Source organism: Aminobacter sp. UC22_36, from assembly GCF_044056035.1.
GTDB lineage: Bacteria > Pseudomonadota > Alphaproteobacteria > Rhizobiales > Rhizobiaceae > Aminobacter.
Genome location: NZ_CP171996.1, coordinates 1,700,734 through 1,717,509, shown reverse-complemented (window position 1 = coordinate 1,717,509; position 16,776 = coordinate 1,700,734). Strand labels below are relative to the sequence as shown.

The following is a 16,776-nucleotide window of genomic DNA, read 5'->3' as shown; positions in this document are numbered from 1 at the left end:
ATTCAATGCCGTGCAAAAACGGCATTTCGTTCACGTCATTGTGAAGACTCCGAGCACCGCCCCACACACAACAAGGGAGGTATCGGCCAGCCAATAACGATGCGGGATCAATGGCCACCAGTCCCCTCGGCCTGACGATCCGCTCAACTCCATCTGAAACAGTGGAAAATAGACAACAGCCCGCGTGACCCCAAGACCGTGTGAAAGATGAGAACGGTCCAGCGATCGCGGTCCCAACCAAGGACAAGACGATGTCTGATCGTAACAGCAACAACCTCAACGCGTTTGGCCTGCAGTTCATCGGCAACGATATTGAGCTGGGCGGCGACAGCGAGAACGAAAACAAGAACGAAAACAAGAACGAAAACAAGAACGAGTCCGAGAATAAGAACGAATCCGAAAACAAGAACGAAAACAAGAACGAGTCGGAAAATAAGAACGAATCCGAAAACAAGAACGAAAACAAGAACGAGTCCAAGTCTGAGAACGAAAACGAAAACAAGAACGAGTCCAAGAACGAGAATACCAACGAAAACAAGACCGAGACCAAGGTCGATGTCGATGTCAATGTCGATCTCAATCTCGACGGCCAACTCGGCGACTATAAGGAAGACAATGATTTCGCCGACATCAAGGCCGGCGGCGACATCAAGGGCGACATCCTGTTCAGCAAGGACGGCAACGTCACTTACGATCCAGGCGACGACGTCAGCTTCAAGGACGTCCTGAACAACTCGCTGACCGGTGCCAACAGCAACGGCTTCGTCATCAACCAAACCGCCCATATGGTCGACAACGACAAGCTCGATGGCGCAACCGTCAAGAACGACGGCGACTTCAAGCAGGAGTTCGACCAGAAGGCCGGCCACGCAGAAGCTGGTGACGGCATCAATGCCGGCGGCGGCGGCGCGGAAGGCGGCGAGGCCAAGGGCGGCGAAGCCGACGGCGGCAACGGCGGCAACGCCAAGGGTGGCGAAGCCGACGGTGGCAAGGGCGAAGGCGGCCTGGCACTGAGCACAGCCCTGGGTGGCGACGCCAAGGGCGACACCAAGGCTGAAAGCGGCGACAGCAAGGGCGGCAGCGCCGACACCGACGCTGACGGTGGCAAGGGCGACGGCGGCAGGGGTGGCGACGGCGGTACCGGTCTCGGCCTCGGCCTCGGCCTCGGCCTTGGCGCCGGACTTGGTCTCGGCGCGGGCGAAGGTGACTCGGGCGACGCCAAGGGCGACGGCGGCAACGCCAAGGCCGACAGCGGCAACGCCGATGCCGATTCCGGCAAGGCAGACGCCGGCAACGGCGGCGACATCGGCGATACCGAAGGCGGCGACGCCAAGGGCGACGGCGGTGACGGCATCGATGCATTCGTGCCCATCCTTCCCATCCTGAACTTCGGTGAAGGTGGCGATGCCAAGGGCGACGGCGGCAACGCCGATTCCGACAGCGGACGCGGCGGCAATGCCGATTCCGGCAACGCAGACGCCGACAGCGGCGACGCCAAGGCGAACGCTGGCGATGCCAATGGCGATACCGGCGACGCTCTCGGCTTCGGCCTCGGCGCCGGCGTCGGTTACGGCAGCGGCGAAGGCGAAGGCGAAGGCAATGGTGGCGGCGGCGGCGGCGGCGGTGCAGGCACCGGTGGTTCGGCGACCGCAGGTGCTGCAACCGGTGGCGCAAGCACATCTGGTGGCGCCTGGGCTCTGAACGACGGCGACGGCGGCCACGCATTGAGCGGCGCCTGGGCTGACGGCACGGGCGGCAACGCCACTGGCGGCGGCGCTTGGGCTGGCGGCGGCGGCGGCGGCGGAACGGCTGGTGACGCTTGGGCTGGTGCCGGTGGCGCCGGCGGCGACGGTGGTATGTGGGGTTCGCAGAATGGTGACGACGGTTATGTCACCGGAAGCAGCTCGGCGCATGCCGACGCCGCGATCGACACCAGTGCCTTCAACCAGCAGATCGTGATGGGTGCCAACCTGCAAGGCAATACGGTTAACATGACCGTGGTGGGCGGCGAATACCATCATACTCTGACCGGCGAAGACTCCACCGACCACAGCACGCTCTAACCATCGGCATGAAGGCTCCGCGCTTGCGGAACCAATGAGCCGGACTGCGCGGGTATCCCCGCGCAGTCCATCTTGGCCGGTGGAGCATGTGCAGCCTCACCGCGCCTGAACTCCGGGCGGAGGCACTGTGATGTATGCCGCATATCTCGATAAGGTCAGCGACGCGATCGCTCATTTCATAGGTCTGTTCGAAACGGCGAGTGAAGAAGCCCGCCTCAAGCAAGCCTACAATGAATTCAAGGCCTTGCAGAAGGCCGACGAGCTGTTGCCGGACCATCAAACCGTTGGAATCAAGGTCGACGCGTCTCATTCGCTGGAGGATTTTGATCCCAACGTTCCGTATCTGGGCGTAAGGCCCGAAATCGAGCAGCTCACAGTCTGGTCGAAGGTTCACTTCACCCCGCCGGACATTCATGTCCCGCACGGACCATTTCTGCACAATTTCGCTCATTCTCCAGAAGGCATGACGGTCGGCTCGGGCGGTATCGTCCTGCCGCAGATCAGCCCACCCGGCGATTTGGCCGCCATCATCAACCAGGAGATCCGGCTTTCCGACAACGACTATGTCAGCTTTGGCGGCAGCGGGCTGACATTCACGCCTCCGGTGGTCGACGACACCCCGATGGTCGAGTTGCACCAGGCCGCAACCGACCTGTCGCCGATCGACGACCTGACACTCCCCGGCACCACCGAAGAGATGGCGAGTTTCGTCACCACGGCCATCGCCCGTCTCGACGGCTTCGATGCCGACGACCATGGCAACGCCGACGTCTTCACCACCAAGGGCGAGACCATCGAAGGCACCTACATCAACGGTCAGTTGGTCGACGAGGCCGACGTGCCGAAGATGGAAGACTACGTCAATTTCCTGAAGGAACATGACGAGGACGCCAAGGGACCTGACGCGCCGCTCGACACGAGCCATGCCCCCGATTCCAGCGATTTCATGGACGGCTGGGGCGACGGCACGGCCAATCCGAGCGTTACGATCAGCATGGGCGGCAACACCGTCATCAACGATTGCGTGGTCGTCAACGATTGGGTCTCGGCAGAAGTCATGGCCGTCATGGGCGACCATTTCTCGATCAACGCGATTGTCCAGATCAACGCCTCCTGCGACGTCGACAGCGTCGGCGCGGCAGTTGGTGGCTGGCCCTTCGACCCCGGCGGCCAGGACCAGAGCTTCAACATCGCTATGTTCAAGCACATCGATCCTTCGGCGGGCGAAGCCAATGCAGCCCCCGAGGCACCGCCGGCTTTCCCGTCCTATTACGTGGTCACCGAGATTTCGGGCGACCTGATCATGATGAACTGGATCAACCAATACGCATTCATCACCGACAACGATGTCTGCATCGCATCTTCTTCCGGCGTGCAGTCGATGGTGTCGACCGGCGAAAACACCGCCTTCAACGGCGTCAGCCTGAACGAACTGGGCAACTACTACGATCTGATCATCATCGGCGGCAACGTCTATGACGCCAGCATCATCCACCAGCTCAACCTGCTGATCGACAACGACACGATCGGCGCGGTCAGTGGGTTCTCGACGTCAGGCGAAGGCTCGGTCTCGACCGACGGCAACCTTTTGTGGAACCAGGCCAGCATCATCAATGTCGGCAATGGCACCTGCGAGCCGCTGCCCGACGGCTACAACACCGCCGCAAGCAACCTTGCGTCCGGCAACCACGAACTGCCGAATTCCATCCTGCAGGATGCCGCATTCGACGGCATCGGCATACTGCGCGTGCTCTACATCTCGGGCGACATCTACAATCTGCAGTACATCAAGCAGACGACCGTGATGGGCGACAGCGACCAGGTCGCGCTGGCAATGAACCAGGTGACCGCCAACCCCGACACCGAATGGACGATCACCACCGGCGGCAACCAGCTGGTCAACTCCGCGACCATCGTCGACGTCGACGGCTACTCCAAGGTTTATGTCGGCGGCGACAGCTATTCAGACGAAATACTGATCCAGGCGAACCTGGTCTCCAGCGATCCGGATCTGGGTGCGCAGAACCCCGACATCCTCGTCACCGAAGCCGTCGCGTTTCTCGGTGACGGCAGCGACGACACGGGCGGCGACGCCTCCCATTCCAATCCGATTGCACCGCAACCTGCAGATTCCGCGTCGGCTGACGTCATGCAGCACATGCTGGGCTAGTCGACCAAGAGGGGCATAAAATGACCGACGACCGTGAAGGCTGGAGTGGTTTTCATAATTTGCCGGACGACGACGACAGTCAGGACAGCCAGCAAGCGCGTCCGCGGGCATCGGAACCCAAGCCTGTAGCGCAAACGACATTGTCGAATGCCGTAGCTCCCCAGGAACAGGCACTCGACAAGCTGGAGCGATACATCGACAACGTGGTGGGTGAGTTGCACGACGCCGCCGGCGACAAGCCGGCTGCGCCAGCCGCCCCAGCAGAGAGTGCGTCGCCAGAGGCCAAGGCAGCCGCGCCGCAGTCTCCACAGGCGAGTGCCAAGCCGGCACACACGCAACAGCCATCGGGAAGGCCGACTGAGCCTTCGATCATACCTCCGGAGCGGAACGCTACGGCTCAACGCCCCCAAGCGTCTGCCCCCGCCGCAGCAGCACCGGGCACGCGGCCTCAACCGGCCGCACGTGCGACTCCGGAGGCACCCATTGCCGCGCCCCAAGCCGAGGGCGCAACTCAGGCCGGGCTAGCGCCGACCGAGGCGCCACCTGCCGCCCCGGCAGCGTCCGCACCTCCTCGCCCGGACATGCGGGTCAACGAACCGCAAGGCCCGACCAAGACTGAAATGAAGGACACGTCGATGCCGGTCGGCAAGGTGATCGACGCCGACAACGGCCCGATCAAGCCGAAGGAAAAACTGCCGGACGCCAAGGGTCCGAACGGCGGCGATATCGATGGCGGTGGTGGTGGCGGCGGCGGCGGCGGTGGCGGTGGTGTCTTCCACAAGCGCCTCGGACCAATCGACTTCTCGGCCTCGCTCAAGACCGGCCTCAAGATCGTCAAGCGCAACCTGCTGATCGTCATGCTGTTCACGCTGGCCAGCAACGTGCTGGTGCTGGCGATTCCGCTCTATCTCTTCCAGATATCCGACCGCGTGCTGACCAGCCGCTCGATCGACACGCTCGTCATGCTGACGATCGTCATTGTCGGCGCAGTGGTCTTGCAGACGATTTTCGACGCCATCCGCCGGGTCATCCTGATGCGTACAGCCGTCGAAGTCGCGGCTCAGTTGGGCGCACCGATCCTCAGTGCCGCAGCTCGCGCCGCACTGCACAGCAACGGCCGCGAATACCAGACCCTGGGCGATCTGCAGCAGCTCCGCTCGTTCCTGGTTTCAGGCACGCTCCTGACGCTGCTCGATGCGCCGCTGGCACCGCTGTTCGTGCTCGCCGTATTCCTGGTGCATCCACATCTCGGCTTCATCGTCGTGACGACCTCGCTGATCCTGCTGGTCATCACCATCTTGAACCAGCGTTCGACGGCCGCTCCCTTCAGCGAGGCCAACACGCACCAGAGCAAGGCCAACCTGCATCTCGACTCGATGTCGCGCAACTCGCAGATCATCAACGCGCTCGCCATGATCCCGGAAGCCGTGCGTATCTGGGGCAAGGACACGGCGAGTTCGCTGCGGGCGCAGGTCATCGCGCAGGACCGCAACATCGCCTTTGCCGCCATGTCGAAGGCGACACGCCTGCTCACCCAGGTGACGATGCTCGGCTGGGGTGCCCATCTCGCGCTCGACGGCCATCTCAGCGGCGGCATGGTGATCGCCGCGTCGATCATCGCCAGCCGCGCGCTCGGCCCGATCGAAGGCGCCATCGAAGGCTGGAACCAGGTCATCCAGTCGCGCGCCGCCTATGGCCGCATCGCCAGCCTGCTGCAAACGTCGCCGCTCAATTTCGAACGGCTGAACCTGCCACGTCCGGAAGGCCGGCTCGATGTCGAGCGCCTGCTGTTCGTGCCGCAAGGCACCAAGCGCGTCGTGCTCAACGGCATCACCTTCGCGTTGGCTCCTGGCGACTCGCTCGCCGTCATCGGCAACTCCGGCGCCGGCAAGACGACGCTCGGCAAGATGCTGGTCGGCTCAATCCTGCCGACGTCGGGCAATGTGCGCCTCGACCTGATGGACCTGCGCAATTGGGACCAGCGCCAGTTCGGTGAAAACATCGGTTATCTGCCCCAGGACGTGCAGCTGTTCCCGGCCTCGATCAAGGCCAACATCGCGCGCATGCGCGAAGACGTCAGCGACGCTGAGATCTATCAGGCGGCCATGCTCGCCGACGTCCATGAGATGATCGCGACCTTGCCGCATGGCTACGAGACATTCGTCGCTGCCGATGGCGCGCCTCTTTCCGGTGGCCAGAAGCAGCGCATCGCGCTCGCCCGCGCGTTCTTTGGCAATCCCCGCATGGTGGTGCTGGACGAGCCGAACTCCAACCTCGACGCCGCCGGCGACGTGGCGCTTGCCCGCGCGCTCCAGCACGCCAAGGAAAACAAGATCACCGTCATCACCATCACCCAGCGCCCGGCGCTGTTGCACAGCGTCGACAAGATCCTGCTGCTGGTCAACGGCACGGTGGCCTTGTTCGGCCAGCGTCAGGACGTCCTCCAGGCGCTTGCCCAACGTGGGCTGAGCATCGAGGGCGGCTCGTTCGGCCATCAGATTCCGTAAGGGGACAATGTCATGAGCGACACGGCAATCGTAAAGGTCCACGACCTCGAATGGTACGCCGATGTGCCGCGCTCGATCGGCAAACAGACCAAGATCGGCCTTCTGCTGATAGCGCTCACCTTCGGCGGCTTCGGTACCTGGGCCTTCACCGCCCCCCTTGCCGCGGCCATCATTGCCCAGGGTTCGTTTGTCGCTGCCGGACAGAACAAGATCGTCCAGCATCTGGAAGGCGGCATCATCAAGGAGCTGCTGGTCAGCGAGGGCGACCATGTCCACTACGACCAGCCGCTGGTACGGCTCGACGAAACGGCGGCCCAGGCAACCGAGCGGCAGCTCTTCTTGCGCCAGGTACGCCTTGATGCCATCGCCGCCCGGCTGAATGCCGAGATCAGCGGCGCGGCTGAAATCTCCTTCCCCAGCAATGTCAGCGACAACATCAACGATCCGGAGATCAAGCCGATCGTCGACGGTCAGCAGCTGAATTTCACCGCCGCGCGCGGCAAGCTTCAAAGCGAGATCGGCCTGCTGCAGCAAAACATCGCTGCCTACCGCTACCGCGCCGACGGCTATCAGCAACAGCACGATGCCGTGCAACGGCAGTTGGCTTTGATGAAGGAAGAATATTCCGGCAAGAAGTCCCTGCTCGACAAGGGCCTGCTGCGGGCGACTGAAATCAAGGCAATCCAGCGCGCCATGGCCGACGCCGAGGGACAGATCGGCCGTCTTGCCGCCGAGGTCTCCGAGATCGGTTCCGAGATCATCAAGCTCGACCAGCAGATCACTCAGGCCAAGGAAGCCTATAAGCAGGCAGCGCTCGAGCAGTTGCAGAACCTCGAGGGCGATCTCGACACCATCCGCGAACAGCTTCGCCAGGCCAAGAGCGTGCTCAATCGCGTCACCATCAACGCGCCGGTCGCCGGCACCATCGTGCGCATGTACTACCACACATCAGGCGGCGTCATCGAAAGCGGCAAGCCGATCGTCGAGATCCTCCCCTCCGACGTGCCGCTGGTCATCGAGACGCTGATTTCCCGTACCGACATCGACAATGTGCGGGTCGGCCAGCTTGCGACGGTGCGGCTCACCGCCCTCAACCGGCGCACCACGCCGGTGCTCGACGGCCAGGTGATCTATGTCTCCGCCGACGCCCTGCCCGACACATCAGGTCCGGTGGCGCGCGAAGTCTATGTCGCTCGCGTCAGCCTTTCGGCAGACCAGATTTCCCGCGTTCACAGCTTCACGCCGACGCCCGGCATGCCGGCGGAAGTGCTGGTCCAGACCGAGGAGCGGACCTTCTTCAGGTACCTGACCAAGCCGATCGCCGACAGCATGTCGCGCGCATTCATGGAGCGCTGAGCAAGGGGAAAGCCATGACGATGAGGGGGACACAGATGCAAGTCGACGTCATCACCGATCTTGAAACGCTGGCCAAGCTGCAACAGGACTGGGAGCGCCTGTACAAGGCCGATCCGGAGGCGCAGTTCTTCACATCGTGGAACTGGCTGGTGCCCTATATGCGCTTCTACAAGGGCGCCTGGTTCGTGCTCGCCGCGCGCCTTGGCAATGCCGGATCGCCCTATGTGGCGCTGTTGCCGCTGCGCATGCGCACCCGCATGAACGGTAAGACTGGCCTGTTCTTCAACGAGATCAGCATGGCCGGCAACAATGCCGCCGACTACACCGGCGCTATCTGTGATCCCGCCCATGCCGAAAAGGCGCTGCAGGCCTTCGGCCGCCACGTCGCCCAGATGGGCTGGGCACGGCTCAACCTTGAAAACCTGCGCATGTCGCGCGAGCGCGTCTTCGCCTTCATCGGCCAGTTCTCGCGCGACATCTTTGCGATGCGTGAGTTCAGCCGCGTCAATGCGGCCGACAATGTCGACAACTGCCGCTGTTTCGCGGCCGCGTTGCCTGACAGCTTTGACGGCTATCTCGACAATGTGCTCAGCACCAACACCAGGCAGAAGCTGCGGCGCTTCCTGCGCAAGGTCGATGCGGGTGAACTGCGCATCACCCGTGCCGACGGCGACACCTACGAGCGCGACATCGACACGCTGCTTGAGCTCTGGCGGGTGAAATGGGGCGCCCGCAAGGGCGATCGGCTGGACGCCATCTTGCACAACAATCGTCGCGTGCTGCGCGAAAGTTTCCGCAACGGCACGCTGTTCCTGCCGGTCCTGTGGCAGGGCGACCGGCCGCTGGGCGCGCTCGCCATCTTCGTCGACCCGGTCAAGAAGGCGTTGCTGTTCTTCATGGCCGGTCGGGACGAGACCGTGACCTCCATCCCCGCCGGCCTGATATTGCATGGCCACTGCATCAAGCTGGCCATCGAGAACGGCCTCACGAGCTATGATTTCCTGCGCGGCGACGAGCCCTACAAGTTCGCCTTCGGCGTGACGGAGAGCAAGATCAACTGTGCGATGATCTACACCAAGAGCGGCCGCAATAACGGTGACCGTCTCGATCCCCGTTCGCTCAACGGCATCTTCGCCGAGGTCACAAGCCTCCATCAGCAGGGGCAACTGGCAAGAGCGGAAAACGGATACCGCCAGATCCTCGCCACCGACTCCAAGCATCCGCGAACGCTCTATGGCATCGGACAGTTGCTGTCAGCCAGAGGCGATCACAGCGAGGCGCTGGCTCATTTCCAGACGCTGGCAACATCGGTGCCGACTTCATCCAAGGCATGGCTGCGCGTGGGAATGGAGTTGCAGGCGCTGTCCCGGCACATCGAGGCAGCGGATGCGTTCCGCAAGGTGCTGTCGCTCGCACCCGATTTCGCTGGAGCCGAATTCTTGCTGGCCAAGAGCCTTGCGGCGCTCGGACGCAGCGACGACGCAATCGAAACGCTGGAAGGATTGCAGCACAAGCTTGAGGCTGCATCGCGCGACGACATGCTGCTGGTCAAGACCAGGTCGATGCTCAAGCAGCTCAAATTCGACAACCGGCCGAGCTACATCATGCTCAATCCGGATCGGAAGGCGGTGACGCGAGTTCTGAGTACCGCGCTTTAGGCGCTGGCATGCGAACCGCATTCCGGAGCGGACAGGCCTAGGCCTGCCCACGCAGAAAATCCTCGAACCTGCGCATCTCGTCGGCGTCGATGCCTACGAGATGGCCGCTTGCCGGATAAGCGCCGCTGACGACGTCGGCGGCATATTCCTTGAACGCAGCGATCCGCTCCTGCTGGAGACGATCATATTCCGCAGCGAGGTTGCGATAGACCTTGACATGACGTGGGTAATGGCCGCGATTGAGCCCGAGCACATCCTCGGCAAACAGATACTGCGCGTCGCAGCCGGCACCCGCGCCCATCGAGATCAGCACCAGCGAGGTGCGCCTGGAGATCGCGCTCGCCACCTCGGCCGGCACCACCTCGATCTCGGCAGCGAACGCGCCGGCGTCTTCGAGATCCTTGACCTGCTTCCACACCAGCGCCGCCGTTTCCGCGGTCTTGCCGACGGCCCTGAAGCCGCCGGTCCAGGTCGAATGGGTCGGGATCAGCCCAACGTGGCCGCACACCGGAATGTGCTCTTCGCGCAGCCTGCGGATCGTCTTGAGGCTCGCCGAACAATAGACAGCATCCGCGCTCGCCGCCTTGAGCCTGACGGCGGTGCGCAGGATCTCGCTGGTCGTCGCGCCCATCATGCCATACTCGTCGCCCGGCACGGCAAAGCAGGTCGGCGCCGCATCGCGAAAGCGCTTGTCGAGCATCAGCCCGTAGGTCACCGACAACAGGTCGATGCCGGCACGCTCAGCGGCCTCGGCTTCCTCAAGCGTCGTCACGCGCAGCTTCAAGAGCTGCCGCTTGCCTCTCAGCGCGCGCAAGTCCGCGACCGTTGGCCGGTGGCGTGCCATCGTTTTCTCCTTCGCTCTGAAAATATGCGAAAGCTGCCCGGCTTTATGCCTTCAGCAACCACTCATGCTCTTTGGCGTTGTGGAATTTCCACGTCCGCTTTGGCCCGGCCATGACGTTGAGATAATAGAGGTCGTAGCCGTGGCAGGCCGCGCACGGATGATAGCCCCTGGGCACCAGCGTCACGTCGCCGTCTTCGACCGCCATCGCCTCGTCGAGATCGCGATGGCCGGCATCGTTGAACTCGGTGTAGACGCGCTGGAAGGCAAAACCCTGTGGCGGGTTGAGCCGGTGATAATAGGTTTCCTCCAGCAGCGACTCGTTTGGCAAATTGTCTTCGTCATGCTTGTGCGGCGGATAGCTCGAGGTATGGCCACCTGGTGTGATGACCTCGACCACGAGAAGCGAATCCGCCGGCTCGCCTTCAGGCAGGATGTTGGTGACGTAGCGCGTGTTGGTGCCCTTGCCACGCGTCTCCTGCTTGACGTCGTCGGGGCCGATCACCCGCACCGGCAGGTTTCCGCCAAGGCCCGGTGCCGTGCACACGGCAAGTTCGACATTGGTTTCGGCCCGCACCGACCAGTCGCCGCCGGCAGGCACATAGACCGACCACGGCTTGCCTTCGAACGGTGACATGCGTTCGCCCAGCGTGCCGAGGTCGTCTTCGCCGACCCGCACATGCGCCTTGCCCGTAACCAGCACCAGGCAGGTCTCGCGGTCGGCCGTCCAGTCGCCAAAGGTGTCGCCGGGTTCAAGCTTGTGCAGATCGAAACCGACATAGGTCCAGCCGGCACTTTCGGGCGTGACGTGGGTGACGCGTCCGGTGCCGTGCTTGGGCTTGATCAGAAGTTTCGACATGGTTTCACTCCTTGCCGGCTTCGCTATCGGCGTCGGGCTTGTAGGCAATCAGGAACTGATAGGCGCCAACAGCCGCCATGCCGCCGGCCAGCGTACCCCAGAACGGCGAACCGCTGACGAACTCGAAGAGCGACCAGGCAGCGCAGAACGCGACCAGCGCAATGCGCCGCCACAGCGGGCGAAGGAACGGATGGTTCTGGTCGTTCGTCAATTTCGCAATGCCTCGCCTGTGATCCCGACAGGATCGTAGCTGGCCCCGGCACCGCGCTCAAGCATTACGGCGCCGCGAGACCAATGTGGGCGAAGACCGCTGCAATGCCTTGAATTGAAGCATAGTCCCCAGCGAAAACCGATATCGCTCTCAGGGGTCATGCGGCAGGATAGCCTTGCGTCTCCACCGTATAGCCGGCGGCCGTCATCACCCGCATCAGTTCGGCATGGCCGACCTCAGCCATCTTCAGCGGCGGGTTCTTCCTGGGATCCTGCTCGGCCTCGACGACGAACCAACCCTCATAGCCGTAGTCGGCGAACTTCTGGACGATATTGGCGAAGTCGAGCGAGCCGTCACCGGGCACGGTGAAGGCCCCGAGCGCCACCGCATCGAGGAACGACTGCTTCGTCCAGTCGAGCGCCCCGAATGACGTCCATGCGCACGTCTTTCACATGCACATGATTGATGCGCTTGTGATGGTTGTCGATGGCGCGCAGCACGTCGCCGCCGGCAAAGGCGAGATGGCCAGCGTCGAGCAGCAACGGAATGCCCTCACCCGAATGCTTCATGAAAGCATCGAGCTCATGCTCGAACTGCACCACAGCGGCCATGTGATGGTGATAGGACAGCGGCATGCCCTGTTCGGCGCACCATTCGCCGAACGCGGTCAGCTTGCGGGCGTAAGTCTTCATCTCGTCGTCGGAAAGCACAGTCTTGCCGGCAAGCGGTTTCGCGCGATCGCCCTGGATCGAGCGGCCGACCTCGCCATAAACTATGCACGGCGCGGCGACCGCCTTGAACAGGTCGATCATCGGCTGGATGCGATCCTTGTTCGCGGCCAGTTCTTCATTGACCAGCGTGCCCGAAAACCAGCCGCCGCACAAAGTCACATCGGCCTTCTTGAGGATCGGCAGCATCTCCTCAGGCGTGCTCGGGAAACGGCGCCCCTGCTCCATGCCGGTGAACCCGGCCGACCGGGACTGGCGCAGGCACTCCTCCAGCGAAACGTCATCGCTCAGTTCCGCAAGATCGTCGTTCCACCATGCGATGGGGGACATGCCCAGTTTGGCTTTCACTTCAATTCTCCATTCTTACCTCCCCCTTGTGGGGAGGTCGCGCCGCAGGCGCGGGTTGGGGGTAATGATGAAAGAGCACGACGCCGGGCACCCCACCCCGTCGCTTCGCGCCGACCCTCCCCACAAAGGAGAGGGTAAACGCCTCAATCGCCCACTCGCTGCAGCTTGAGCTTTTCCTCATAACCCCTGCGCGCCGCATTCACCTCGGGACGGGCGCTCACCTCTGGCACGGCGACGTCCCACCAATGACCGCCCGCGTCGGTCGAGATCAGCGGATCGGTGTCGATCAGCACAACCGTCGTGCGCTCGCTCTTGCGGGCGCGGTCGAGCGCTGCCTCGAAATCGGCGATCGATGCCGCCTTCTCCGCATTCGCCCCAAGGCTCTTCGCATGCGCGACAAAGTCGATGTCGGGCAGCACTTCATGACGGCTGTCGCGCAAGAGATTGTTGAAATTGGCACCGCCGGTCGCCATCTGCAGCCGGTTGATGCAGCCATAGCCGCGGTTGTCGAGCAGCACGATGGTGAGCTTGAGACCAAGCATCACAGACGTCGCGATCTCCGAGTTCAGCATCAGGTAGGAGCCGTCGCCGATCATGATGACGACCTCCTTGTCTGGCCGCGCCATCTTGGCACCCAAGCCCCCGGCGATCTCGTATCCCATGCAGGAAAAACCGTATTCGGAATGGTAGGAGCCGGGGCTTCCCGCCTGCCACAGCTTGTGCATCTCGCCCGGCAGGCCGCCGGCTGCATGCAGCACGATGACCTCGCTGCCCAGCGTACGCTGCACGGCACCAATCACCTGCGCGTCGGAGGGCAGCGCTGCATTGGTCGGAGCTGTCACCTTGGCGGCTGCCTTGCGCCACTCGGCCTTGCCAGCCTTGGCATTTTCGGTCCACGCCGCAGGCGCCTTGTAACCGGCGATCGCGGCGCCGAGTTCGGCGAGCCCTTCCCGCGCATCCGCCACCAGCGGCAGCGCCCGGTGCTTGCCCGCATCAAAGGGCTGCACATTGAGCCCGATGATGGTCTTGCCGGTGTTCTTGAACAGCGACCACGAGCCGGTGGTGAAGTCCTGCAATCGCGTGCCGACCGCCAGCACCACATCCGCTTCCTCGGCGAGCCGGTTGGCGGCGGCCGTGCCGGTCACGCCGACAGCCGCCATATTAAGAGCATGCTCGTCGGTCAGCGCCGACTTGCCGCCCTGCGTCTCGCAGACCGGAATGCCGGTGGCCTCAATGAAGCGGTCGAGTTCCGCCGAAGCGCCTGAATACAGCACGCCGCCGCCGGCGACGATCAGCGGCTTCTTCGCCGCCTTCAGCACCTCGGCCGCGGTCGCGAGTTCGTCACGGTCCGGACGCGGCCGGCGCGGCGTCCACACGCGCTCGGCAAAGAAGCTCTCGGGATAATCATAGGCCTCGGCCTGTACGTCCTGGCACAGTGACAGCGTCACCGGTCCGCACTCGGCCGGATCGGTCAGCACCTGCATGGCGCGCGCCAGCGCCGGGATGATCTGCTCGGGACGGGTGATGCGGTCGAAATAGCGTGAAACCGGGCGGAAGCAGTCATTGGCCGAGACCGTGCCGTCGCCGAAATCCTCGACCTGCTGCAGCACCGGATCGGGCATCCGGTTGGCGAACACATCGCCCGGCAGCAGCAGCACCGGCAGCCGATTGACATGGGCAAGTGCCGCCGCCGTCACCATGTTGACCGCGCCGGGTCCGATGGAGCTGGTCGCCGCCATCATCCGCTGGCGGAAGTTGGCCTTGGCAAAGGCAATCGCCGCATGCGCCATCGCCTGCTCATTGTGGGCACGATAGGTCGGCAACTCCTCGCGCAGCTGGTAGAGCGCCTCGCCGAGGCCGGCAACGTTGCCGTGGCCAAAGATCGCCCACACGCCACCGAACAGCGGCACCATCTTGCCGTCGATCACGGTCATCTGCCGTGTCAGATAGCGCGTCAGCGCCTGCGCCATGGTCAGGCGGATGGTCTTGGTCATCGTCTTCTCCTCCCGCTGCCGCGGTGCATTCGGGGATGCCGCCTCGCTTCAGCTGTCTTTCGATTTATGCCGCCCGACGGTCCCGTGCGGCAAGCCATGCCTTGGTCAGCTGTTCAAAACGCTGGGCCATGTCGTCAACCGCCGCTTGGTCATTCATCTTGCCACCCAGCCACTGCTCCGCCGCATGGGCAAAGATGCTGCGCCCGACGGCAAAACCCTTGACGACCGAAGCGTCGGCGGTCGCCGCGAAGGCCACCTCGAGTTCGGCCAGCGGCGCCTCGAGCCCGAGCAGCACGACGCCACGGCAATAGGCGTCGTTGCCGGTGATGACCGCCTCGATCTTCTCCCACGCTCCAGCCGTCGCCTGCGGCTCGAGCTTCCACCAGTCCGGCTTGATGCCGAGTGCATAGAGCTCTTCGAGCGCGCGCGGAATGGTGTCCTCGTCGAGCTTGCCGTGCTTGCCGGCGATGATCTCGATCAACAGCTCGCGGCCCACCTTACGCGCCGCCTCGAACAGCGTGCGCAGCTTCTGCTGCTGTTCGGCCTTGAGTTCGGCGGGGTCGTCGGGATGGTAGAAGCACAGGCACTTGATGGTGTGGTCGAGCGGCCATTCGACAAGCTGCGAGCCGATGTCCTGCGAGAACTCGAAGCGCAGCGGCCGCGAACCCGGCAGCTCCACCGGCCGACCCATCCAGCCGAAAGGATGCCGCGCGAATTCGAACATTGCCTCGCGGCCATGCTTCTCGTCGATCAGCATGCCGTAGCCGTCGCGGCCACCGGCTACCTGGGCCGCGGCCTTGACCGCCAGCACCTTGAAGTCCCGGATGCGTGCCGGGTCGGCGCCGACGCGCGCGGCAACGTCTTCGAGCTGGCTGCGATGGTCGCAGGCAAGCGCCATCATCGAGGGGATCTCGTTGCGCCGCGTCGTTGCCCAATGAACGTGGTTGATCGCCTCGTCCTTGCGCAGCGCGCGCTGCTTGCTGCCGTTCCTGAGGAAGAACTGCAACTCCTCGAAGGTCGGAATTTCTGGCGAGCACAGCAGCCGCGACACGGCAAACGCGCCGCAGGCATTGGCCCAGGTCGCCGAGGTGGCCAGGCTTTCGCCGCCGAGCCAGCCACGCAGGAAGCCCGACATGAAGGCGTCGCCGGCGCCGAGCACATTGTAGACTTCGATGGGAAAACCCTTGCCGACAATGCCGGCCTCGAGGTCGTGTGATATCGGCCCGTCATAGACGACGCAGCCCATAGGCCCGCGCTTGAGCACGATTGTCGCGTTCGACAGCGCCCGGATCGTTCTCAGCGCGTCCAGAAGCTCGCCTTCACCGGAAGCGATCATCACCTCTTCTTCGGTGCCGACGATCAGGTCGCAATCGGCAAGCACGCCCTTGAGATGGTTGGAAACGGCGTCGGAGGCGATGTAGCGGCTTTCGCCCGCCGCATGGCCGGCCAGCCCCCAGAGGTTCGGGCGGTAGTCGATGTCGAACACCACCTTGCCGCCGGCCTCCTTGATCAGCCGCATCGCCTTGCGCTGGGCGGCGTCAGTGGAGGGGCGCGAAAAATGCGTGCCGGTGACAACGATTGCCCGGGCCGAACGGATGAAATCAGGGTCGATGTCGTCTTCGACGAGCGCCATGTCAGCGCAGTTTTCGCGGTAGAAGATCAGCGGGAACGTCTTGTCGTTCTCGACCGACAACAGCACAAGCGCCGTCAGCCGTTCCGTGTCGGTCACCAGCCCATCGACGGAAACGCCTTCGCGCAACATCTGCTCGCGGATGTAGCGGCCCATATGCTCGTCGCCGACGCGTGTCAGAAGTGCCGAGCGCAGGCCAAGCCTGGCGGTGCCAATGGCAATGTTGGCCGGGCAGCCGCCGACCGACTTGGCGAACGACGCGACATCCTCCAGCCGCGAACCGGTCTGCTGGCCGTAAAGATCGACCGAGGCGCGGCCGATGGTGATGACGTCGAGCAGCGCTGTAGGCTGGGTGTTGGGATCGGCCATGTGTTCCTCCCGGTCGCTCCGCCGCGCCGGCCTGCCTTGCGT

10 protein-coding genes and 1 pseudogene are annotated in these 16,776 nt (G+C 63.4%); 5 read left to right on the top strand and 6 right to left on the bottom strand.

What is annotated here, in order from left to right; genetic code table 11:
* Positions 1-251: 251 nt before the first annotated feature.
* The 5 genes from ACHMW7_RS11550 to ACHMW7_RS11530 all read left to right on the top strand — a co-directional run bounded on the left by ACHMW7_RS11550 (position 252) and on the right by ACHMW7_RS11530 (position 9,754).
* Positions 252-2,063 carry a hypothetical protein gene (locus ACHMW7_RS11550; RefSeq protein WP_395450377.1) on the top strand — a complete coding sequence of 604 codons (1,812 nt, stop codon included), beginning with the start codon at positions 252-254 and terminating at the stop codon, positions 2,061-2,063.
* A 130-nt stretch (positions 2,064-2,193) separates the two neighbouring features.
* On the top strand, positions 2,194-4,233 hold the full coding sequence (locus tag ACHMW7_RS11545) for a type I secretion protein (protein ID WP_395450376.1): 2,040 nt from the start codon (positions 2,194-2,196) through the stop codon (positions 4,231-4,233).
* 620 nt (positions 4,234-4,853) lie between these two features.
* The gene (locus ACHMW7_RS11540) at positions 4,854-6,740 is read left to right on the top strand and encodes a type I secretion system permease/ATPase (RefSeq protein ID WP_395450375.1); all 1,887 of its coding nucleotides are present in this window, start codon (positions 4,854-4,856) and stop codon (positions 6,738-6,740) included.
* A gap of 12 nt (positions 6,741-6,752) precedes the next feature.
* A complete protein-coding gene (locus ACHMW7_RS11535; protein WP_395450374.1) occupies positions 6,753-8,096 on the top strand; it encodes an HlyD family type I secretion periplasmic adaptor subunit in 1,344 nt (447 codons plus the stop codon).
* Positions 8,097-8,110: 14 nt separating this feature from the next.
* Positions 8,111-9,754 carry a GNAT family N-acetyltransferase gene (locus ACHMW7_RS11530; protein ID WP_395450373.1) on the top strand — a complete coding sequence of 548 codons (1,644 nt, stop codon included), beginning with the start codon at positions 8,111-8,113 and terminating at the stop codon, positions 9,752-9,754.
* Between the two features lie 37 nt (positions 9,755-9,791).
* On the opposite strand, the gene ACHMW7_RS11525 is transcribed toward ACHMW7_RS11530, so the two are convergent.
* The 6 genes and pseudogenes from ACHMW7_RS11525 to iolC all read right to left on the bottom strand — a co-directional run bounded on the left by ACHMW7_RS11525 (position 9,792) and on the right by iolC (position 16,734).
* Entirely contained in the window at positions 9,792-10,598 is an 807-nt protein-coding gene (locus tag ACHMW7_RS11525) for a 3-methyl-2-oxobutanoate hydroxymethyltransferase (RefSeq protein ID WP_395450372.1), read from the bottom strand.
* A 43-nt stretch (positions 10,599-10,641) separates the two neighbouring features.
* Positions 10,642-11,454, bottom strand: a complete 813-nt coding sequence (gene iolB, locus ACHMW7_RS11520; RefSeq protein ID WP_395450371.1) for a 5-deoxy-glucuronate isomerase — start codon at positions 11,452-11,454, stop codon at positions 10,642-10,644.
* Positions 11,455-11,458: 4 nt separating this feature from the next.
* A complete protein-coding gene (locus ACHMW7_RS11515) occupies positions 11,459-11,665 on the bottom strand; it encodes a DUF3329 domain-containing protein (RefSeq protein WP_395450370.1) in 207 nt (68 codons plus the stop codon).
* 157 nt (positions 11,666-11,822) lie between these two features.
* A pseudogene (gene iolE / locus ACHMW7_RS11510) lies at positions 11,823-12,741 on the bottom strand (myo-inosose-2 dehydratase).
* Positions 12,742-12,884: 143 nt separating this feature from the next.
* The gene (iolD, locus tag ACHMW7_RS11505; RefSeq protein ID WP_395450369.1) at positions 12,885-14,735 is read right to left on the bottom strand and encodes a 3D-(3,5/4)-trihydroxycyclohexane-1,2-dione acylhydrolase (decyclizing); all 1,851 of its coding nucleotides are present in this window, start codon (positions 14,733-14,735) and stop codon (positions 12,885-12,887) included.
* A 64-nt stretch (positions 14,736-14,799) separates the two neighbouring features.
* On the bottom strand, positions 14,800-16,734 hold the full coding sequence (iolC, locus tag ACHMW7_RS11500; protein WP_395450368.1) for a 5-dehydro-2-deoxygluconokinase: 1,935 nt from the start codon (positions 16,732-16,734) through the stop codon (positions 14,800-14,802).
* Positions 16,735-16,776: the final 42 nt, after the last annotated feature.